Genomic DNA, 20,954 nt, shown 5'->3' with positions numbered 1-20,954 from the left:
AGTCTCGCAAGCCCGCGCCTGTCGCGGGCTTGCGTGCATCTGGACGGTGGATGGCGTGGGGATCTCGGGGCGCCATGAGCGGTCAAGCTGGTCATTTGCTTGAAGTTTTTTTGCAAAAGACTTGCGTCGTCTCAGGAATGGCGGTATCTTACGCCCCGCTTCGCAAGGGTCGTTAGCTCAGTGGTAGAGCAGTTGGCTTTTAACCAATTGGTCGAAGGTTCGAATCCCTCACGACCCACCATTTCTCGAAATGGTCTCTTGCAAAGCACCCGGCGGCGGGTCGTTAGCTCAGTGGTAGAGCAGTTGGCTTTTAACCAATTGGTCGAAGGTTCGAATCCCTCACGACCCACCATCCGCCACCCAGTTTTGGGTCGTTAGCTCAGTGGTAGAGCAGTTGGCTTTTAACCAATTGGTCGAAGGTTCGAATCCCTCACGACCCACCAGATCTTGCCCCGTGCCTTCATTGGCGCGGGGCAATTTTTGTTATGCGTCAGAAAGATTCCGCGGCGTTGCCTCGACGCACGCCCGGGTACCTGGCGTGAGGTCGACTGGAGCGGGGAGCGTGGCAGGCGTATCCTTGTGCGCGAGCCACGGCTCATGTCCTTCAGAGGATGACGCTCGACAGGACACCGCCAAGGGCGATAGACGCCCAAGGCACCAGTTGCAGTCTGGGGAGCCCAGCTGCAGCGCAAGGGAGGGCCGCCACGCGCCGTTCGTGCTCATGGCCGGGCCCTGACCCACTCAGCACAGGGGGAGCCCCTGTGGGCTAGGTGAGAGACACATGAACAGCCTGACAAATGCCATGCCGGGTCGTGAGGCCCACGATAGCGTCCGCGAGCAGGTGCGAGAGCACCTCGCCCGTGCGTACTGCCCGACCCGTCCCGCGGCAGGGGATGCCGCGCTGATCGCCGAGATCAAGCAGCTGCTCGTCAAGCGTGATGCCGTGCTGGTCGCCCATTACTATTGCGATGACGCCATCCAGCAGCTTGCCGAGGACACCGGCGGCTGTGTCGCGGATTCCCTCGAGATGGCGCGCTTCGGCGCCCGTCATGACGCCTCGACGTTGATCGTCGCCGGCGTGCGCTTCATGGGCGAGACCTCCAAGATCCTCTCCCCGGAGAAGCGCGTGCTGATGCCGACGCTGGAGGCGACCTGCTCGCTGGATCTGGGCTGCCCGGAAGACGAATTCGCCGCCTTCTGTGATGCCCATCCCGATCGCACCGTGGTCGTCTACGCCAACACTTCGGCGGCGGTGAAGGCGCGTGCCGACTGGGTGGTGACCTCCTCCATCGCCGTTGACGTGATCGAGCACCTCCACGCGAAGGGCGAGAAGCTGATCTGGGCCCCGGACAAGCATCTGGGCGCCTATGTGCAGAAGCAGACCGGCGCTGACATGCTGCTGTGGGATGGTGCCTGCATCGTGCATGACGAGTTCCGCGCCCAGGGCATCACCGACCTGCTCAAGGTCCACCCGGACGCCGCGGTGCTGGTGCACCCGGAATCGCCGCAGTCGGTGGTGGAGCTTGCCGACGTGGTGGGGTCCACGTCCCAGCTGATCAAGGCCGCCGTCGAGCTGCCTCACGAGCAGATGATCGTCGCCACCGACCGCGGCATCTTCTTCAAGATGCAGCAGGCAGCACCGGGCAAGCAGTTGTTCGAGGCGCCGACCGCCGGCAATGGCGCGACCTGCAAGAGCTGTGCGCACTGCCCGTGGATGGCGATGAATGGTCTCGAGAATCTGGCCGCGGTGCTGCGCCGTGATCCCGCCGAGGCCAACGGCGAGGAAATCTTCGTCGACGACAGCCTGCGTGAGCGCGCGCTCAAGCCGCTGACCCGCATGCTGGAGTTCAATCGTGGCTGATCACGCCGACGCCTGATCGACGAGAGGCGCTGCAGGCAGGCGACGCAAACCGCCGCACCCGAGGAGTCGGGGCGGCGGTTTTTCATTGTCGGCGGGAAGGGGCGGTGGAGATCAGAACGCTTCGATGGCGTTGCGGTAGTCCTTGAAGTCCTCACGCCGCGCATTGATGCGATTGGCCAGCGCGAAGTCGTCTGCCTTGCGCGCCGCCTCATCGGCCAGTTTCAGCTGGGCGAAGGCACTGTCCATGCGTCCCTCGAGCTGCTCGAATTCCGCCCGGTACAGGAAGGCTTCGGCCTGATGCCCGCTGCGGCCACTGGCCTCGGCCGCCAGATTCCAGACCTTGGGATCATCGGGATGTTCGCGGCGCATGTCTTCCAGCTGTTGGCGTGCGCTGGCGGGGTCCTGCTGCAGCCTGACCTCGGCAAGTGCCAGGCGTGTCGGCAGGTAATCCGGCTGCAGGCGCAGCAGGCGTCTGGCGCGTTGCGTGGCCTCGTCATAGCGACGTGCATCCCGGGCGACCTCGATGGCACTGGCGCTGATTAGGGTGAGGTCGGGATGCTTGTGGTGCAGGCGGTCCAGCGCCGCGAGGGCGCTGTCGATCTCGTGATTCTCGGCGGCCGCCAGTGCCTGGTAGTAGGCGATGGCATCCGGATCGGCTGAATCCTCACGCAAGGTCACCAGCCCCTGGGAGGGCTGGCTCAGGTTGAGCGCCAGCAGGGCACGGGCGCGTATCATCTCGTAGGCCAGCGTGCCCAGCGGATCAGGGGTCGCGGTCTCCAGGGCATCGGCACGCGCCTGAGTGTCACCGATACGTGCTTCGGTGACCGGGTGCGTCAGCAGGAATTCCGGCGCGTTGCTGCCCTGCAGGCTGGCCATGCGCTGCATGGCGCGAAACATGCGGGGCATGGCCTCGGGGTCGAAGCCGGCACGCGCCAGCGCCTCGATGCCGACACGGTCGGCCTCCTGTTCGAAGCGGCGTGAGTAGGCCAGCTGATCCGAGATCGCCGCCGCCTGGGTGCCGGCCATGGTCGCGAGACCGGCCGAGCCGCCACCGCCGGCCGCGATCACCATGCCGGCGAGAAAACCGGCCAGTGTCGGCAGGCGAGTTTCAGCCTGACGTTCCATGTTGCGGGCAAAGTGATGCTGGGAGAGGTGGCCCAGCTCGTGGGCGAGCACCGAGGCGAAGGCGTCGCGGTCCGGCGCGAAGGCGAACAGCCCCGTATTGACGCCGACCACGCCGCCGGGCACGGCGAAAGCGTTCAGCTGACTGCTGGCCACCAGGGTGATGATGAAGTCATTGCGGTCCAGCTCACTCCAGGGCGCCAGCTTGCGAACGATGCCATTGATCCAGTCCAGCGTGATAGGGTCATCCCATTCACGCACGTGGGCGCGGAACTGGCGCAGCCAGGCGCGTCCGATACGATATTCATCGTTGCTGGAAATGCCGCCGCTGGCGCTCCCCAGGTCCGGCAGTCCATAGTCGTTCTGCGCCACGGCGGGGGGGCTGGCCAGGGAGGCACCCATCAGCGTCAGGCTGAGCAGCAGGCTGGATAGGGTGACGCGTGTGGTGCGTGCGTGACGAACGCGACCGCTCAAGGGGGACAGCAACGACATGCAGGCAATCCTCTTCAATAAGGTGCAAGGCACAGTCGGCCCGCACGACACATGAAGTGAGCCGGACTGACCTGGCGACCCCTCACTCTCAGGGAGTGGCGGGGCGGAAAGTTGCTTTGTCAGGCAAGGTGCCCTTAAATCGGGGCGTTTTCAAGCTGCACCCTTCATGCGTGTGGCAGAACATCATAACGAGAACGGAAGGGCAGATGGCATTCGAACGACCTGGCGCTGAGACTGCGAATCCGATGGCTGATTCCACGGCCGATACCCACCTGACAACGCTCGATGCGCGCGGCCTGCACTGTCCGTTGCCGCTGCTGCGCACCAAGCTGGCACTGGCTGGCATGAGTGCCGGCGAGCAACTCGAGGTCCTCGCCAGCGACGCCGGTGCCTGGGGCGACATCCCTGCCTATCTGGCGCTGAGCGATCACGCGCTGGTCTCGCGTGAAGAGACGGCCGCGGGTGATTATCGCTTCGTGATCAAGGCGCTCACGGAGGATGACCCCTCATGACCATGAAGACCCTGTTGCGTGGCTGGTTGGAGCGCTATTTCTCCGATGAGGAGGCGGTGGTGCTGTTTCTGGTGCTGGTGCTGGTCTTCGCGGCCGTCATCTGGCTGGGCAGCATGCTGGCGCCATTCTTCACGGCCTTGATCGTCGCCTTCCTGCTGCAGAGCGGCGTGAGCTTTCTGGAGCGGTTCGGCTTGCCGCGTCTGGCCGCCGTCAGTCTGATGACGCTGGTGTTCATGGGCATCATGCTGGCCAGTGCGCTGATCCTGTTGCCGCTGGTCTGGCATCAGCTGGCCAATCTGATCCAGGAGATTCCCGGCATGTTCGCCTCGGGTCAGCGCTGGCTGGGCGAGTTGCAGCAGCGCTTCCCCGGCCTGATCACGCCGGAGCAGGTCCAGCAGTGGGTCGGCGCCGCCGGGCGTGAGCTGACCCAGTTCGGGCAACGTGCGGTGTCCCTGTCGCTGGCGTCGCTCGGCAACCTGATGGGCGTGGTGATCTATCTGGTGCTGGTGCCGATCCTGGTGTTCTTCATGCTCAAGGATCGCGAGCGGCTGGTGGAGTTCACGCTGGCATTGCTGCCGCGCAAGCGCCTGCTGATGAGTCGGGTGTGGAACGAGATGGATGACCAGATCGCCAACTTCGTGCGCGGCAAGGTGATCGAGATCGTCATCGTCGGTGGCGTCAGCTACGTCACCTTCGTCATCTTCGGATTGCCGTACTCGGCGCTGCTGGCCATCGTGGTCGGTTTCTCGGTGCTGATTCCCTACATCGGGGCGGCGGGGGCGACTCTGCCGGTGGCCGCCGTGGCCGGTTTCCATTTCGGGCTGGGCGATACCTTCATGTACGTGATGATCGCCTACGGCATCATCCAGGCACTGGATGGCAACGTGCTGGTGCCGTTGCTGTTCTCGGAGGCGGTCAATCTGCACCCGGTGGCGATCATTCTGGCCGTGCTGTTCTTCGGCGGGATATGGGGCTTCTGGGGCGTGTTCTTCGCCATCCCGCTGGCCACGCTGATGAAGTCGCTGCTCTACGCCTGGCCGCGTCGTTCCCGTGCCGAGGCAGGCCTGCCCGAAGAAGAAGTGCAGAGCTGAGCGCATGTCCCGGGCCTCGTCCCGTGTCGCCTGCATGAAAAAAGCCCCGCCGATCGGCGGGGCTTTTTTCATGGGCGAGTGGCGGCGTTTCACCGCCATGGCCCTCCAGCAGGACCCTTGCGCACAGGCAGGCCTTGACGCTCGGGGCTTGCAGCCTTCCGGCGAGCATCACTTGCCGGCGTCGAGCTCGCGGGCGGCGTCCAGCACTTCCTCGACATGGCCCTTGACCTTCACGCCACGCCATTCGCGCGCCAGGTTGCCGTCGGCGTCGATCAGGAAGGTGGAGCGCACCACGCCGAGACTTTCCTTGCCCATGAATTTCTTCATGTGAATGACGTCAAAGATCTTGCACAGGGTCTCGTCCGGGTCGCTGATCAGCTCGAACGGGTAGCCCTGCTTGGCCCGGAAGTTCTCGTGGGTGCGCAGGCTGTCGCGGGAGACGCCGAGAATCACGGTGTTGGCCGCTTCGAATTCCTTGAGGTGGTCGCGGAAGTCACCGCCTTCGGTGGTACAGCCCGGCGTGTGGTCCTTCGGGTAGAAATAGATGACGGCTTGCTTGCCCTTGAGGCTCGCCGGGGTGACTTCGGTGTCACTGGTGGCTTGTGCGGTAAAATCGGGAATTGGCTGACCGAGGCTGACGCTCATCGTGCTCTCCTGGCGATGACTGACGGCCATGTGGCGGCTGACAGTGTGGAATGAGGAAAAAAACCGGCAGCCATGGGCATCGCGCTTGCCCAGTTCTGCGGTATGTCCTGCATTACACGCAGGGCGCCCGAACTTGTCAAAGACGGGGCAGAACTCTTGTGTTTCACCGCCTTGGCGACCGGCGTCATCGGGCCCGTCCGGCGTGCATCTGTCCCGTGGACAGGCGAGGGAATCCATCGCTTTGCACAACCGGTGCAGATGGCGTCTGTACAGGCTTCGATGGTCTTTGTAACATCATCACCCTTGGCGCGACTCGCGTGTCGGCGTGCCCACGCAATCAGAGTCCTGCGTCAACCAATCTATGTCAGATGTCTGTCCCCGGGATCTGCTGTTTCAACAGCACAGGGACACGCCTGGCGCATCAGGCACCAGAGGAGAATTCGAGGGATGATCACAGGTAGCATTGTCGCACTGGCGACCCCGATGAAGGCCACCGGCGAGATCGACTGGGACGCCCTGCGCCAGCTGGTCGCCTTCCACCTCGAAAATGGCACCGATGCCATCGTCGCCGCCGGCACTACCGGCGAGCCGACCACCATGTCCTTCGCGGAGCACTTCGATGTGATCCGCTGTGTGGTCGAGACGGTCGCCGGCAAGATTCCGGTCATCGCCGGGACTGGCGCCAACGCCACCTCCGAAGCCGTCGAGCTTGCCCGTTATGCCAAGGAAGTCGGTGCGGATTACTGCCTCTCCGTGGCGCCGTACTACAACAAGCCGACCCAGGAAGGGCTCTATCAGCACTTCAAGGCCGTCGCCGAGCAGGCCGGCATTCCGGTCATTCTCTACAACGTGCCGGGTCGTACCTGCTCCGATATCTACAACGAGACGGTCTTCCGCCTCGCCGAGCTCGACAACATCGTCGGCCTCAAGGATGCCACCGGCAATCTGGAGCGTGGTCAGGAGCTGATCGACCGCCTCAAGGGCACCGATTTCGCGCTCTACTCCGGTGATGACCCCACGGCCTGCGACTTCATCCTGATGGGCGGCCACGGTGACATCTCCGTGACGGCCAACGTCGCACCGCGCCTGATGCACGAGATGTGCGCCGCCGCCGTCGCCGGCGATGCCGAGCGTGCTCACCAGATCAACACGCGTCTGATGCCGCTGCACTCCGCGATGGGCGTCGAATCCAACCCGATTCCGGTCAAGTACGCCATGCATCGCATGGCGCTGGCACCGGAAGCCGGCGTGCGTCTGCCGCTGACCTGGCTGTCCGAGCAGTATCACTCCACGGTCGATGAAGCGCTGCAACTGGCCGAGGTGCTCAACTGATGAGTCAGCGTCTTGTGCCACTGGCCCTGCTGACGGCTCTCGCGGTCGCCGGCTGCTCCAGTGATGGTTATTACTATGACCGCAACAGCGAGTATGCGGACGCCAGCATCGCGCCGCCGCTCGAGCTGCCCGAGACACGCAATCGTGCCGAATATCAGGACTCGATGCCGGTGCCACAGGCCAGCAGCGATTTCCTGGCCAGCGATGACTTCGAGGCGCCGCGTCCGCAGCCGCTGGCGACCAGCGAGAAGGGACAGCGCGAATTCGTCGCCCTGCGTCAGAGTGGCGATGCCCGCTGGCTGGCGGTGAATGCCGCGCCTGCGGCGGTCTGGACGCGCCTGCAGACCTTCGCGCGTGACCAGCAGCTGGACGTGCAGAGCATCGATGCCGGCAAGGGCGAGATCACCACCAGCCAGGGCGTGATCAGCGTCAATCAGGGCCTGCGTGCCGACGCCTCTGAAGTGCGTTGTCAGCAGGGCGGTGACGTCTCCGGCAGCTGCCTGAACGCACTGCGTGGCTATCTGGCCGCCTCGCCTGCAGACAGCGGTGTCTCGCTGGCGGCGCAGTCGCTCAGCCGTGACGACCGGGTGCGTCTGGAAGGCCGTGACGGTACCTGGCAGATTGACCTGGCACTGGATACCGAGCGCAGCTGGGCCGAGCTGCTCTACCAGCTGCAGAAGAACTTCAACACCGACTACCAGAAGCTGGTGGATCAGAACCGCTCACGTGGCGAATTCATGGTCAACTACATCCCGCGGGAAGATCGCGACGGTGGCTGGCTGGGGATCGGCGGGGATGGCGAGCCGCTGCCGATGGTGCTCACGCTGCGTGGCGAGCAGGATCATACGCTGGTCACAGCCAAGCGCGCCGACGGTGAAGAGACCACGCCTGCACTGGCCCGCGAGCTACTCGACGCCGTGGCGTCGACGCTGCGCTGAGCATGCTGCTTGATGCGTCTGCCGCCTCATTCGACCTTGCGTCGGATGAGGCGGCTGCGTTCTCGGCGCCGGCCCGCAGCGGCGTGATGTCGATGGCCTCGCTGGGCAGTGGCAGCAAGGGCAACGGCACGCTGATACGCACGCGCGAGGCGCTGGTGCTGGTGGACTGTGGCTTCACGCTCAAGGAGAGCGAGGCGCGTCTGGCGCGGCTCGGGGTGCATCCTTCGCAGCTGGATGCCGTGCTGGTCACCCATGAACATGGTGACCATCTGGGAGGCATCGGGCCGCTGGCGCGCCGTCATGGTGTGCCGGTGCATCTGACCACGGGCACCTGGCTTGCCGGCCGCGCGAAGAAGCTGGGCACGTTGCCGAGCCGTCATCTGATCACGCCGCAGCAGGAATTCGCGATCAAGGATCTCGAGATTCTGCCGGTGACCGTGCCGCATGATGCACGTGAGCCAGTGCAGTTCGTGTTCAGCCGACGTGGCGAGACGGCCACGCGGCGTCTGGGCGTGTTGACGGACCTCGGTCACGTCAGCGAGCACGTGCTGAGCTGCTTTGCCGACTGCGATGGTCTGGTGCTGGAGTTCAACCACGACCCGCAGATGCTGGCCAGTGGCCCTTATCCGCCCAGCCTCAAGCGGCGGGTCGGTGGACGGCTCGGCCATCTGGCCAACGCCCAGGCCTGTGCCGCGCTGCCGTATCTGGGGCTGGAGCGCCTGCAGCGGCTGGTCGCCTCGCACCTGTCGGAGAGCAACAATCATCCGTCATTGGCCCGGGAGGCACTGGCCCCCTGGCTTGCGGATGACGATAGCCGCCTGATCATCGCCGCGCAGGACAGCGGCTTTGGCTGGCAGGCCATCGCCTGATACTCATGACGCCCGGTCGCTTCGCGATCGGGCGTTTGTGATTCTGGATGAGCTGACCAGATGGACAGCTCTCGAATCACGCCATACACCAACGCCACGGTCCTTCTCGACTGGGCGTGACAGACTCAAGCGTGATCGATTCATCGTCGACCGCCTCAACACTCGACGCGACTAGCGTCATCAGGGGGAATCTCATGGAAAAGCGTGAAGAGCTCTACGCTGGCAAGGCCAAATCCGTCTTCGTCACCGACGATCCGGATCTTCTGCTGCTGGAATTCCGCGACGATACCAGCGCCTTCGACGGCAAGCGTATCGAGCAGCTGGACCGCAAGGGCATGGTCAACAACAAGTTCAATGCCTTCATCATGGAGAAGCTCAAGGCGGCCGGTATCCCGACCCACTTCGAGCGTCTGGTCAGCGACAACGAGTGTCTGGTCAAGCGTCTCGACATGATGGCGGTGGAGTGCGTGGTGCGTAACATCTCCGCCGGCTCACTGGTGCGTCGTCTGGGTGTCGAGGAAGGCCTCGAGCTCAATCCGCCGACCTTCGAGCTGTTCCTCAAGAACGACGAGAAGGGCGACCCGATGATCAACGAATCGCTGGTCGAGACCTTCGGCTGGGCAGAGCCCAAGCACCTGGCGCGCGCCAAGGAACTGACCTTCCAGGTCAACGACATCCTCAAGCAGCTGTTCCTCGATGGCGGCATCCTGCTGGTCGACTACAAGCTCGAGTTCGGTGTCTTCAAGGGTGAGGTCGTGCTGGGTGACGAATTCTCGCCGGACGGCTGCCGTCTGTGGGATGCCGAGACGCGCGAGAAGCTCGACAAGGACCGCTTCCGTCAGGGGCTGGGCGGCGTGATCGAAGCCTACGAGGAAGTCGGCCGTCGTATCGGGATCGATTTCACGGCGTGAGCATGGCGTGAGGCCGCCGCCTCACTCACGATGCACGCATGAACGAGACGACCCTCCTGCCAGTGGCAGGAGGGTCGTCTCGTGTCAGAGGTTTGCATGTGCAGAGGTTTGCATGTGCAGAGGTGAAGCGGTACGGAGGCGTTACCCGTGGCGCAGTCTCGCCAGTTCGATCACCTGCTGTGCGACACTCGCCAGCGCGTGATCCTGACCTTCGTCATCCAGGCTGCCATCCTCGCGAAAGGCACTGCCTGCCCGGGATACCGCGATCTGCTGGGGCGCGACCAGCATGCCGAGGTTGTTCAGATAGAGTCGCACGAACGGCAGGGCGCGCATGCCGCCCATCCCGCCCGGGGACGCCGAGACGATGCCGACCGGCATGCCGCGCAAGGCATCCATGCCGCTCTGGCCTTCGGTGTCCGGACGCGACAGCCAGTCAAAGGTGTTCTTGAGCAATGGGCTGAAGAAGCCATTGTATTCCGGGGTGGCCAGCAACAGCCCCTGATGGCTGGCAAACAGGGCCTGCAGACGGTCTGCACTGGCAGGACGCCCGTTGGCTTCTTCGCTGTCCCCATCGTAGAGCGGCATCGGGAAGTCGTTGAGGTCGAGCAGGTTGATCTCGGCTCCCTGATCACCGGCCAGATGGGCGAGGCGAGTGATCAGGCGCCGATTGACGGAGGCCTTGCGGGTACTGGCGGCAAAGGCAAGCAGACGAATACTCATGCGGCGGACTCCCGGTGGAACACGTGAAGATGCTGGAATGCACGCCCAGTATGGTCAGGAGTCGTGACGGTTCGCCAATGCAATCTGGCATTGTCCTGATCTGGTACCGCTCTCTCGTTCAGCTGGCCACGATGGCGGCGACCTGCATCGTCAGGCTGCCGTCGGGTTGGGTGTACGCCGTGAAGCGCACATCCACGTCCACCAGCTGCACGCCATATTGACGCTTGCCATCGGCAGTCTTGGCGGCGTGGTAGGCGGGGCGCGGGTCCTGGGCGAGCACTTCCTCGATCAGCGCGCGCAGCGTGGCACTGTCGGAGCGCTGTTCAAGCTGCTGCTCGGCCTCGTCACTGAACATGACGGCATGGCGTGGCGGCGGGGCAGGCGCGTAACCGGCACGTGCCTGGGGCACGGCATCGACCCACGGCAGATAGGGCTTGATGTCCATCACCGGCGTGCCATCCAGCAGGTCATGGCCGCGCAGCAGCAGGCGCACGCCGCTGTGCCTGCCCGTCTGTCTGCCCCCCGGCCTGTCGCTGGCGCCTGTCTCGACGCCTGCAAGCTCGACCACCGACTGGCCCAGTCGGTTGGGACGATGGGTACTGCGCGAGGCGAACACGCCGGTGCGTGCATTGCCACCCAGGCGTGGCGGGCGGATCAGCGGCGTCCAGCGTGTGGGGCTGGCGTGGAACAGGAAGTGGATCCACAGGTGGCTGAAGCCGTCGATGTCGCGCACGCAGTCCGGGTCATCGAAGGGCGGCAGCAGGTGCAGGATGGCGGTGGCATGGCGTGCCAGACCCGGCTGGCGGGGAATGCCGAACTTGTCCGGGTAGCAGCTCTCGATGATGCCCACCGGCTGCATGGTCTGTTGCCCCAGTGTCATGGCCTGCTCACGCAGATGAGGGGGTAGCAGCGGCATGCGTCTGGCCAGTGCGGCATCGCTCATCGGGCGCTCGGCCGTGTCGGCGGTCGGATGGGGGCTGGCGGGCTGATCGGAAGAGGACATGGCAAGACCGTGGCAGAGGCTGAAGTGATGACGGGGCAGGATGTCGTGTGACATCCCGGGCCGCCATGATGCCATGCTCGTCGTCGTACGGCATGACTGGTCTCGCCGGGCTGGCTTGTGTAGTCTGCCGCGAGAGCAGTGCCCAGCGGCACTGAGTCGTGATGCTGGCGTCGGAGCGAGAGCGCTCCACGCGATTCTTGAGGGCCAATCAGACCATGTCAGACCCCATCGCCATTGCCGCCACCGCCGATGGCCTGCAGCCGACGCTGGATCTTGATCATCTGGCGCAGGCGAGCCAGCAGTTGATCGAGGCCGGGCGCGCACTGGACGCTGCCGGTCAGGTGCCCGCCACGGGCGGCAACTTCTCCTGTCGCCTCAGTGATCGCCTGATGGCGGTGACTGCCTCGGGCTGCCACAAGGGCCGCCTGACCAGTGGCGATATCCTGGTCAGCGATTTCGCCATCAGGTTGCTGGGCACATCACGCAAGGCCTCGGACGAGGCACGCCTGCATGGCCAGCTCTACGAGGATCTGCCGCAGGCGCAGGCGATTCTGCATACCCACTCCAGGGCCGCCACCGTGCTGTCGCTGTGTCATGAGGGCGACACCCTGAACCTGGAGGGCTTCGAGCTCAACAAGGCCCTGGAAGGTATCAAGAGCCATGAGACGCCAGTACGTCTGGCGGTGTTCGACAATACTCAGGACATCGATGCACTGGCGCTGGACGTGCGGGCCCGCCTCAAGGCGGATGCCGGCCTGCATGGCTACCTGATCCGTGGTCATGGCCTCTATACCTGGGCCAGCAGCATGACGGCCTGCCGCCGGCATGTCGAAGCGCTCGATTTCCTGATGGGCTGTGAACTGGAACTGAGGAGACAGCGATGAGCTTTCTGGCCATCTACGCCGAACAGGACGCCTCGCGTCCGCAGTTGATCACGACCGATGGCGCGCGGATCGCCAGCGAACTCGAGGCCGAAGGCATCCGCTTCGAGCGCTGGACGGCGGGCTGCGAGTTGCGTGATCCCACCGACCAGGCTCAGGTGCTGGCGGCCTACGCCGACGATGTCGCGCGTCTCAAGCTGGAAAACGGCTTCGTGACCGCCGACGTGATCGGTCTGACGCCGGATCACCCCGAGCGGGAAGCGCTGCGGGGCAAGTTCCTCGATGAGCATCGCCACGCGGAGCACGAGGTGCGCTTCTTCGTGCGCGGCAGCGGCATCTTCTACCTGCATCTGGGCGAGCGGGTGCTGGCGGTCGGTTGCGAGAAGGATGACCTGATCGCCGTGCCGGCCGGTACCGCGCACTGGTTCGACATGGGACCGACGCCGGACTTCACCGCCATCCGCCTGTTCACCAATCCGGAGGGCTGGGTCGCCAACTTCACCGACAACGACATCGCCGCCCGCTTCCCGCGTCATGAAGCGCTGGCGGAACACTTCACCCAGACTGCCGCCCCGCATTCCCAGGAGTCCGCATGATTCGCGCCATCGTCACTGACATCGAGGGCACCACCGGCTCGATTCGCTTCGTGCATCAGGTGCTGTTCCCCTATGCGCGCGCCAATCTGGGCGATTTCCTGCGCGCCAATGCCGAGCGCGACGATGTCGCCGAGCAGCTGGCAGCCACCCGTGAGCTGGCCGAGGCGCCCGAGGCAGACCTCGAAACCGTGATCGGCATCCTGGAAGGCTGGATCGATGCCGATCGCAAGGCCACGCCACTCAAGGCCCTGCAAGGCATGGTCTGGGCGAAGGGCTACGCGGACGGCGACTTCACCGGCCATGTGTATCCCGATGCCGTGAAGGGATTGCGTGACTGGAAGGAACGCGGGCTGTCCCTGCATGTCTATTCTTCAGGCTCGATCCAGGCGCAGAAGCTGCTGTTCGGTCACTCGGATGCCGGGGATCTCACACCGCTGTTCGCGGGCTACTTCGATACCACGACAGGGCCGAAGCAGGAGGCCGAGAGTTATCGTCGGATTGCCGCGCATCTGGGCCTGCCGGGTGCCGAGATCCTGTTTCTGTCCGATGTGGTGGCTGAGCTCGATGCCGCCGCGGCCGCCGGCTTCCAGACCTGGCAGCTGGTCCGTGAGCCCGGCATGGTCACGGGGGATCACCCTCAGGCCAGTCGCTTCGATGAAGTGTCCTTCAGCGGGTGAGAGGCAGTCGCTGATCAGACGTCTCTCGACACCCTCTGCGCCACCGCGAGTCAGCCGCATTCCCGAAAGCGAATCGCCCCGTCCCGGGGCACAAGGAGGACCTACGATTGCACAGCCAGACCGATAGCCGCGCAGCAGCCTCGCGCATCAGCATCGTGACCGCGCAGCCGCGCCACGCCGCGGATCAGGCCGAGGTGTTCTATCAGGCCGTGATGCAGGGAGCGGCCAGTCACTATGATCTGGCGCAACGCCAGCAATGGGCGTCCCGTGTGCCCAGGGATGCCGAGCGCTGGGCGGCGCGCCAGCATCGCTTCGAAGTGCTGGTGGCCGAACGGGACGGGCGCTGCATCGCCTTCTGCGAGTATGCCCCTGAATGGCCGCTGGCCCGGATCGAGATGCTCTACGTCTACCCGGGGCTGACCGGGCAGGGGATAGGCACCCGCTTGCTGGAGGAGGCCGAACAGGACCTTCGCCGACGCAAGGTGCGGGTGGTGAGTCTGGAGGCCAGTCTGATGCTGTCGCCAGGGCTTGCACGCCGCGGCTGGGAGAGTCTGGGGCTTGAGCACGTCAAGCGAGGCGGCATCTGCCTCAAGCGCGAGCGCTTCGAGAAACGTCTCGACGAGTGACGCGTGCGTCACGGTGATATCGGACATGAAGACGCCCCCACCGGTCACCCGGTGGGGGCGTCTTGCGTTCGACAGGGTAACGGACCTGGCTGGCGATCAGGCCATGGTATCGACGATACCGCCTTCCACCCGCAGCGCGGCACCTGTCGTGGCACTGGCCTGCTCGGAGGCCGCGTAGACGCTCATGTTGGCGACTTCCTCGGGGCTTGCCATGCGCTGGAGGATGGAGGTGGGGCGGGTCTGCTGGACGAAGTCGGCCTCGACCTCCTCAAGCGTCCTGCCTTGCTCCTCGGCGTTCTTCTTGAGCATCTCGAGCACGCCCTCGGAGCGGGTCGGCCCCGGCAGGATGGCGTTGACGGTGACCTGCGTGCCGGACAGCACCTTGGCGAGCCCGCGTGAGACGGACTGGACGGCGGACTTGGTCATGCCGTAATGGACCATCTCGCTGGGGATGTTGAGCGCCGACTCGCTGGACAGGAACTGGATGCGCCCCCAGTCGCGCTCCTTCATGCCGCGCGCATAGTGGCGGGACAGGCGTACCGCCGACATCACGTTGACTTGGAAGAACTGCTCCCAGGTGTCGTCGTCGGTCTCGAAGAAGTCCTGTGGGGCGAAGATGCCGACATTGTTGATCAGGATGTCGGTGTTCGGGACGGTCTGGATCAGCGTGTCGCAGCCTTCGCGCGAGCCCAGGTCCGCGGCCACGCCCTGTACCTTGCTGTCAGGGACATCACGCTTGAGCTGGGCGATGGCGTCATCGACACGTGCCTGGGTACGGCCGGTCAGGGTGACGCTGGCACCCGCGCGGGCGAGTCCCGTCGCGATGGCAAGGCCGATGCCGGCGGTGGAACCACTGATGATGGCGCTGCGTCCGTGTAGATCAATCTGCATGCAACCTCCTTCACGGCAAGCGACGGCGTTCGCACACGATGGCCTGGCACCTGGGTGAGTGCCGGGACAACGGTCACGAATCGGCTCGCTGCTGTCATCTGGATGTCCTTGTTGCGTGGCGGTGCCGGGCGCGCAATGCAAGGGGCAGCGCCGGTGCGGATCAGATCTTGCGAAGGTGCATGTGACGCAACAGGCCGCCAGGCCCGAGGTCGCGGTCTTCCATGCGCTGTATGGCATGCCCTTCCAGCAGGCCATCTAGAGGCACGCTGAGATTGGTGGCCAGCAGGCGGGCCAGCGGATTGAGCAGCCGCCGGATCACCCCGGCTGGCTGCTGACCGCGCAAGCCCTTGTCGAGCAGGGACATCTCGCCGTCCGATGCCAGCACGCGCAATGCTTCATCGAAGGCTGTCTGCGGTTCTGGCACGACCGCGAAGATCAGGTGGGCGATCACGACGTCAAAGTGGCCATCGGGAAAGTCGAGTGCCATGGCATCGCCCAGCTTGACGTTGGCATCGAAGCCCAGCGCCTCGGCGCGCTCGCGGCAGCGGCGCAGCATGGCGGGCGAGGCATCGACCACCTCAAGCTCGATGTCACGGGGCAGGAAGGGCAGGTCGAGCCCGGTACCGCCGCCGAGCAGCAGCACGCGAGTCCCGGCTTTCAGGTCCAGTGTCGCGATGGCGTCTCGGCGTGCCGAGCGCAGGACACGCGCTGCCACGCGGTCGTAGATCGGTGCGTAGAGGCTCCAGCGGCGGGTCTGCCAGCGTCCGCCTGACACCGTGGAGGCGGCAGGCGGACGCTGATGAGGAGATGGCGAGGACATGGGGCGCCTCCCTGGCGGTATGGCAAGGCGTCATGAAGATGGGCCGGCGTCACCGGTGGCATCAGCAGGACAGGAGCTGACCAGCAGGAAGACACTCACCTGTCATCTGGCTAGCGGGTCTCGACAGTGTAGATGCGCATCGATAGGTCGATGGCCGTCACGTCCTTGGTCAGCGCGCCGATCGAGATGCAATCCACGCCGGTGGCGGCGATGCCGGCCAGGGTGCTCTCGTTGACGTTGCCCGAGGCTTCCAGCACGGCTGGCTGGGCATGCGCCTTGTTGCGCGCAACGGCCTCGATGAGCTGATCGTTGTTGAAGTTGTCGAGCATGATGACGTCGGCACCGGCATCCAGCGCCTGTTCCAGCTCCGCGAAATTCTCGACTTCCACTTCGCAGGTCAGGTCCGAGGCGATATCGCGTGCTTCACGGACGGCGGCCGCGATGCTGCCACAGGCGGCGATATGGTTTTCCTTGATCAGGAAGGCGTCATACAGGCCGATGCGATGATTGTGGCCGCCCCCGCAGCTGACGGCGTATTTCTGGGACACTCGCATGCCGGGCAGCGTCTTGCGGGTATCCAGCAGACGCACGCCGCTGCCTTCCACGAGTGAAGCGTAGTGGTGGGCGCGGGTCGCGGTACCGGACAGCGTCTGCAGCAGATTGAGTGCTGCGCGCTCTCCGGTCAGCAGCGAGCGAGCGGGGCCTTCCAGCTCAAGGAAGGGCGTGTCGGCCTCGAGTCGGTCACCATCGCTGGCCAGCCACTTGAGACTGACACGCGAGTCGAGGCGACGAAAGAGCTCATCCACCCAGGGCACGCCGCACAGAATGGCCGCCTCACGGCTGATCACCCGGGCCTTGGCCCACTGTCTTTCGGGAATCAGCTCGGCGGTGATGTCGCCACCGCCAACATCTTCGGCGAGCAGGCGGGCGGCGCTGGTGCGGATATCCTCGGCGAGGGCGTCGTGGAAGTTCATGCGCGTCTGATCCTTGTGCAAGAAGTGCTGCCGGAGCTGGTATCGCGCCGCAGGAAGCCCCCCGACACAGACCCATGGCTGCCGAGCATGCCATAATGTGCGCCATTATAGGAAAAGCCGCGCGGGCGGTCAGTCCCTGTGTGCGATACCGGTGCGATATCTCGCCTGACGGTGCACCGGGCCGGCAGGATCACGATCAGGCCGTCATGAAACTCACGCCCCGCGTGCAATGTCGTTCCCGTCTGGAGTCATCGATGCCCCCCTCGTCTTCCTCCCCATGGTCGGGCCAGCTGGCGCGACTGGCCGTCACCCCTGAGCACTGGCTGGAAAATGCCCGTCAGGTGCCGTCGCCCAACCACAATGCGCGTCCCGAGGGCGAAGTGTCGGCATTGGTGCTGCATTCCATCAGCCTGCCACCGGGGCGCTTCGGGGGGCCGGCCATCGAGCAGCTGTTCACCAATCAGCTCGACCCCGGTGCCCATCCCTACTTTGCCGACATCCATCATCTGCGCGTCTCGGCGCATGTGCTGATCCAGCGTGATGGTCGTCTGGTGCAGTTCGTGCCCTTCGATCGTCGTGCCTGGCATGCGGGGCGGTCGCGCTGGCATGACGGAGCGCGTGAGCGCGTGGAGCTCAATGACTTCAGCATCGGCATCGAGCTCGAGGGCGATGAGGTGCACCCCTACCGCGAGGTGCAGTACCGGACGCTGGTACGGACGGTCGCCGGCCTGATGGCCCGCTACCCGGCGTTGACCCGTGAGCGCATCACCTCGCATGCGCGGATTGCGCCGTTGCGCAAGACGGATCCTGGTCCCGCCTTTGACTGGGCTTACTTCGATCGCCTGCTGGACGACATTCAGGACTAAGGTCGCAAGTGCCTCGCGATGGTGCAATGCAGCATGCAGGGGCCGGATTCCGGTCAGGGAGCGTAGCCACGGGGCGCGTTGGTAGTTTTATTACAAGACGTGCTCCAGGCGACGGCTGGCATGCGGCGGGAAATCCCGCTCGGCACTGGCCGAGACCCGCACGGCCACGGCGGTGCCAGTCCATGGCGCACGGCTGCGCGGCCATGCGCACCGAATTGGCACGGGGGGGTGTTTGCGGTATCTTTCACGCCAAATGACTGCATCTTGTGCCCTGCTTTGACGCACGAAGCACAACGCATCTGGCAGCCGGAGTCTCCGGTTGCCGCGGTTTTATCGGAGACGCGGCCCACTCAGAAGGCTGTGCCCACACTGAAGAGCGCCACTGGTTCCGATGTAGCATTTCGTCGGAACAACTGACAAAAAATTTCTTCACTCGGAGAGACGTCTATGAGTCTGGAGGCAAGAGAAGATCTCGATCCGATCGAAACCACGGAATGGTTGGACTCCCTGGAATCGGTTCTGGATCGTGAGGGTGAGGATCGTGCCCAGTACCTGATGTCACGCCTGGCCGACCGCCTGCGTCGTGATGGCCATCAAGTACCCTTCTCGGTGACCACGCCCCATCGCAACAGTATCCCCGTGCACCGCGAAGCGCGCATGCCGGGCGACCTGTTCATGGAGCGTCGTATCCGTTCGCTTATCCGCTACAACGCCATCGCTCAGGTGATCCGCAACAACCGTGCCCACAAGGGCCTGGGCGGTCACATCTCGAGCTTCATGTCCAGTGCGACGCTTTATGATGTAGGTTTCAACCACTTCTTCCGTGCACCGGAAGGCGATTTCGAAGGTGACCTGCTGTATATCCAGGGCCACGTGGCACCGGGTATCTATGCACGTTCCTTCCTGGAAGGTCGTCTCAGCCAGGAGCAGATGGACAGCTTCCGTCAGGAAGTCGACGGCAATGGCCTGTCCTCCTATCCGCACCCGTGGCTGATGCCGGATTACTGGCAGTTCCCGACCGTCTCCATGGGTCTGGGCCCGATCCAGGCGATCTACCAGGCGCACGTCATGAAGTACCTCAACTCGCGTGAGTTGAAGTCCATGTACGACCGCAAGGTGTGGTGCTTCATGGGTGACGGCGAGTGTGACGAGCCGGAATCCCTGGGTGCCATCTCGCTGGCGGGTCGCGAGAACCTCGACAACCTGATCTTCGTCATCAACTGCAACCTGCAGCGTCTTGATGGTCCGGTGCGCGGCAACGGCCGCATCATGGACGAGCTGGAAGGCGTCTTCCGTGGTGCCGACTGGAACGTGCTCAAGGTCACCTGGGGTCGCTTCTGGGATCCGCTGTTCGAGCAGGACAAGAAAGGCATCCTGCAGAAGCGCATGGACGAAGCGGTCGACGGCGACTACCAGAACTACAAGGCCAATGGCGGCGCGTACACGCGTGAGCACTTCTTCGGCAAGTACCCGGAGACGGCCGATCTGGTCAAGGACATGTCAGACGACGACATCTGGCGTCTGAACCGTGGTGGCCACGACCCGTACAAGGTCTACGCGGCGTATCACGAGGCGGTCAACAACGCCAATGGTCGTCCGACCGTCATCCTGGCGCACACCGTCAAGGGTTACGGCATGGGCATGGGCGATGGCGAAGCGGCCAACGAAGCCCACCAGGTCAAGACCATGGAGCACGAAGCGCTCAAGACCTTCCGTGATCGCTTCGGTATCCCGCTGACCGACGAGCAGCTCGAGGAAGTGCCGTACTACAAGCCGGCGGACGACAGCCCGGAAATGAAGTACATGCACCTCATGCGCGAACGTCTGAACGGCTACCTGCCCCAGCGTCGCACCGAGTATGAAACGCTGGAAATCCCGCCGCTGGACGACAAGATCTTCGCGTCCCAGCTCAAGGGCTCCAACGGTCGCGAAGTGTCCACCACCATGGCCTTCGTGCGCGTGCTCAACGGTCTGGTCAAGCACAAGACCCTCGGCGAGCGTGTCGTGCCGATCATTCCTGACGAAGCGCGTACCTTCGGCATGGAAGGCATGTTCCGTCAGCTGGGCATCTACACCGCGGCAGGCCAGAAGTACGAGCCGGTCGACAAGGGTCAGATCATGTATTACCGCGAGGACCAGAAAGGTCAGGTCCTCGAGGAAGGTATCTCCGAAGCGGGCGCCATGTCCGCGTGGGTGGCGGCGGCAACGTCCTACGCCAACCACAACCTGCCGCTGATGCCGTTCTACGTCTACTACTCGATGTTCGGCTTCCAGCGCATCGGTGATCTGGCGTGGGCCGCAGGCGATCTGCAGGCACGTGGCTTCCTGGTCGGCGGGACCGCCGGGCGTACTACCCTGAACGGTGAAGGTCTGCAGCACCAGGATGGCCACAGCCATATCCTGGCCTCGACCATCCCGAACTGCCGCACCTACGACCCGACCTATGCTCACGAAGTGGCGGTCATCGTGCAGGACGGCATGAAGCGCATGTTCGAGCAGCACGAGCCGGTCTTCTACTACCTGGCGGTGATGAACGAGAACTACGAGCAGCCGGAGCTTGAAACGGTGCCCGCAGACGACATCATCAAGGGCATGTACCTGCTCAAGGAAGGCGCGAAGGACGGCAAGGCACGCGTTCAGCTGCTGGGTTCCGGCACCATCCTGCGTGAAGTCGAAGCCGCTGCCGTGATGCTGAAGGACGACTACGGTGTCGATGCCGACATCTGGAGCGTCACCAGCTTCAACGAGCTGCGTCGCGAAGCGCTGGAACTGGATCGTCAGGCCTTCCTCAAGCCGGAAGAGACCCCGGCCAAGCCGCACATCACCCAGTGCCTGGAAGGACGTGACGGCCCGGTCGTGGCGGCCACTGACTACATGAAGCTGTTTGCTGACCAGGTTCGCGCCTGGGTGCCGGCTGACTATCACGTGCTCGGTACCGATGGTTTCGGTCGTTCCGATACCCGCGAGAAGCTGCGTCACTTCTTCGAAGTCGACCGCAACTTCGTCACCGTCCAGGCCCTGAAGGCGCTGGCGGATCGTGGTGAGATCGACCGCAAGGTGGTCGCGGAAGCGATCAAGACCTACGGCATCGACCCCAACAAGCCGAATCCGCTGAGCGTCTGAGCGG

At 64.2% G+C, this 20,954-nt stretch carries 20 protein-coding genes and 3 tRNA genes; 16 read left to right on the top strand and 7 right to left on the bottom strand.

From position 1 onward, the window contains the following. Positions 1-166 precede the first annotated feature (166 nt). The 4 genes from AC26AR_RS14315 to nadA all read left to right on the top strand — a co-directional run bounded on the left by AC26AR_RS14315 (position 167) and on the right by nadA (position 1,861). Positions 167-241, top strand: a tRNA-Lys gene (locus tag AC26AR_RS14315). Positions 242-277: 36 nt separating this feature from the next. Then, positions 278-352 (top strand) — tRNA-Lys (locus AC26AR_RS14310). 16 nt (positions 353-368) lie between these two features. After that, a tRNA-Lys gene (locus AC26AR_RS14305) sits at positions 369-443 on the top strand. 359 nt (positions 444-802) lie between these two features. Beyond that, a complete protein-coding gene (nadA, locus tag AC26AR_RS14300) occupies positions 803-1,861 on the top strand; it encodes a quinolinate synthase NadA (protein ID WP_077380226.1) in 1,059 nt (352 codons plus the stop codon). A gap of 111 nt (positions 1,862-1,972) precedes the next feature. On the opposite strand, the gene AC26AR_RS14295 is transcribed toward nadA, so the two are convergent. Further along, positions 1,973-3,475 (bottom strand): M48 family metalloprotease, encoded by a 1,503-nt coding sequence (locus AC26AR_RS14295; RefSeq protein ID WP_488107244.1) that lies wholly within the window; start codon positions 3,473-3,475, stop codon positions 1,973-1,975. 245 nt (positions 3,476-3,720) lie between these two features. On the opposite strand from AC26AR_RS14295, the gene AC26AR_RS14290 reads away from it, so the two are divergent. Together AC26AR_RS14290 and AC26AR_RS14285 are read left to right on the top strand one after the other, a co-directional pair. Next, the gene (locus AC26AR_RS14290) at positions 3,721-3,987 is read left to right on the top strand and encodes a sulfurtransferase TusA family protein (RefSeq protein ID WP_341542565.1); all 267 of its coding nucleotides are present in this window, start codon (positions 3,721-3,723) and stop codon (positions 3,985-3,987) included. Next, positions 3,984-5,078, top strand: coding sequence for an AI-2E family transporter (locus AC26AR_RS14285; protein WP_077380172.1), 1,095 nt, complete (start codon positions 3,984-3,986; stop codon positions 5,076-5,078). Before AC26AR_RS14290 ends, AC26AR_RS14285 begins: the two co-directional genes overlap by 4 nt. Before the next feature lie 168 nt (positions 5,079-5,246). Here the strand turns inward: AC26AR_RS14285 and AC26AR_RS14280 are convergent, their stop codons facing one another. Next, the gene (locus AC26AR_RS14280) at positions 5,247-5,723 is read right to left on the bottom strand and encodes a peroxiredoxin (RefSeq protein WP_077380170.1); all 477 of its coding nucleotides are present in this window, start codon (positions 5,721-5,723) and stop codon (positions 5,247-5,249) included. 447 nt (positions 5,724-6,170) lie between these two features. On the opposite strand from AC26AR_RS14280, the gene dapA reads away from it, so the two are divergent. The 4 genes from dapA to purC all read left to right on the top strand — a co-directional run bounded on the left by dapA (position 6,171) and on the right by purC (position 9,773). After that, positions 6,171-7,055, top strand: a complete 885-nt coding sequence (dapA, locus tag AC26AR_RS14275) for a 4-hydroxy-tetrahydrodipicolinate synthase (RefSeq protein WP_077380168.1) — start codon at positions 6,171-6,173, stop codon at positions 7,053-7,055. Further along, entirely contained in the window at positions 7,055-7,993 is a 939-nt protein-coding gene (locus AC26AR_RS14270) for a hypothetical protein (RefSeq protein WP_077380166.1), read from the top strand. Before dapA ends, AC26AR_RS14270 begins: the two co-directional genes overlap by 1 nt. A gap of 86 nt (positions 7,994-8,079) precedes the next feature. Continuing rightward, positions 8,080-8,862 (top strand): MBL fold metallo-hydrolase, encoded by a 783-nt coding sequence (locus AC26AR_RS14265; protein WP_084209591.1) that lies wholly within the window; start codon positions 8,080-8,082, stop codon positions 8,860-8,862. Between the two features lie 194 nt (positions 8,863-9,056). After that, positions 9,057-9,773, top strand: a complete 717-nt coding sequence (gene purC, locus AC26AR_RS14260; protein WP_077380164.1) for a phosphoribosylaminoimidazolesuccinocarboxamide synthase — start codon at positions 9,057-9,059, stop codon at positions 9,771-9,773. Positions 9,774-9,914: 141 nt separating this feature from the next. Here the strand turns inward: purC and AC26AR_RS14255 are convergent, their stop codons facing one another. Continuing rightward, the gene (locus tag AC26AR_RS14255; protein WP_077380162.1) at positions 9,915-10,493 is read right to left on the bottom strand and encodes an NADPH-dependent FMN reductase; all 579 of its coding nucleotides are present in this window, start codon (positions 10,491-10,493) and stop codon (positions 9,915-9,917) included. A gap of 118 nt (positions 10,494-10,611) precedes the next feature. Then, a complete protein-coding gene (gene tsaA / locus AC26AR_RS14250) occupies positions 10,612-11,496 on the bottom strand; it encodes a tRNA (N6-threonylcarbamoyladenosine(37)-N6)-methyltransferase TrmO (RefSeq protein WP_488107243.1) in 885 nt (294 codons plus the stop codon). A gap of 215 nt (positions 11,497-11,711) precedes the next feature. Here tsaA and AC26AR_RS14245 point away from each other — a divergent pair, with 215 nt between their 5' ends. The 4 genes from AC26AR_RS14245 (at position 11,712) to AC26AR_RS14230 (ending at position 14,276) form a co-directional block, all read left to right on the top strand. Continuing rightward, complete coding sequence (locus AC26AR_RS14245; RefSeq protein WP_488107242.1) at positions 11,712-12,380, top strand: methylthioribulose 1-phosphate dehydratase; 669 nt, start codon at positions 11,712-11,714, stop codon at positions 12,378-12,380. Continuing rightward, on the top strand, positions 12,377-12,973 hold the full coding sequence (locus tag AC26AR_RS14240) for a 1,2-dihydroxy-3-keto-5-methylthiopentene dioxygenase (RefSeq protein ID WP_077380160.1): 597 nt from the start codon (positions 12,377-12,379) through the stop codon (positions 12,971-12,973). Before AC26AR_RS14245 ends, AC26AR_RS14240 begins: the two co-directional genes overlap by 4 nt. Further along, a complete protein-coding gene (mtnC, locus tag AC26AR_RS14235) occupies positions 12,970-13,650 on the top strand; it encodes an acireductone synthase (RefSeq protein ID WP_084207884.1) in 681 nt (226 codons plus the stop codon). The genes AC26AR_RS14240 and mtnC overlap by 4 nt, the downstream gene beginning before the upstream one ends. Before the next feature lie 107 nt (positions 13,651-13,757). After that, complete coding sequence (locus AC26AR_RS14230) at positions 13,758-14,276, top strand: GNAT family N-acetyltransferase (protein WP_240499645.1); 519 nt, start codon at positions 13,758-13,760, stop codon at positions 14,274-14,276. Positions 14,277-14,372: 96 nt separating this feature from the next. On the opposite strand, the gene AC26AR_RS14225 is transcribed toward AC26AR_RS14230, so the two are convergent. The 3 genes from AC26AR_RS14225 to nadC form a co-directional block, all read right to left on the bottom strand. Further along, positions 14,373-15,167 (bottom strand): SDR family NAD(P)-dependent oxidoreductase, encoded by a 795-nt coding sequence (locus AC26AR_RS14225; protein ID WP_176503944.1) that lies wholly within the window; start codon positions 15,165-15,167, stop codon positions 14,373-14,375. Positions 15,168-15,327: 160 nt separating this feature from the next. Continuing rightward, positions 15,328-15,987, bottom strand: a complete 660-nt coding sequence (locus AC26AR_RS14220; RefSeq protein ID WP_077380154.1) for a class I SAM-dependent methyltransferase — start codon at positions 15,985-15,987, stop codon at positions 15,328-15,330. Positions 15,988-16,097: 110 nt separating this feature from the next. Further along, the gene (nadC, locus tag AC26AR_RS14215) at positions 16,098-16,961 is read right to left on the bottom strand and encodes a carboxylating nicotinate-nucleotide diphosphorylase (RefSeq protein ID WP_077380152.1); all 864 of its coding nucleotides are present in this window, start codon (positions 16,959-16,961) and stop codon (positions 16,098-16,100) included. A gap of 254 nt (positions 16,962-17,215) precedes the next feature. Here nadC and ampD point away from each other — a divergent pair, with 254 nt between their 5' ends. Both ampD and aceE read left to right on the top strand, forming a co-directional pair. Next, a complete protein-coding gene (gene ampD, locus AC26AR_RS14210; protein ID WP_488107241.1) occupies positions 17,216-17,827 on the top strand; it encodes a 1,6-anhydro-N-acetylmuramyl-L-alanine amidase AmpD in 612 nt (203 codons plus the stop codon). A gap of 447 nt (positions 17,828-18,274) precedes the next feature. Beyond that, entirely contained in the window at positions 18,275-20,950 is a 2,676-nt protein-coding gene (gene aceE, locus AC26AR_RS14205; protein ID WP_077380148.1) for a pyruvate dehydrogenase (acetyl-transferring), homodimeric type, read from the top strand. The last annotated feature ends 4 nt before the right edge of the window (positions 20,951-20,954 follow it).

This window comes from Cobetia sp. PS-4MA (assembly GCF_057670765.1).
The sequence above is the reverse complement of the archived record's forward strand: the minus strand, read 5'-3'. Positions and strand labels throughout refer to the sequence as shown.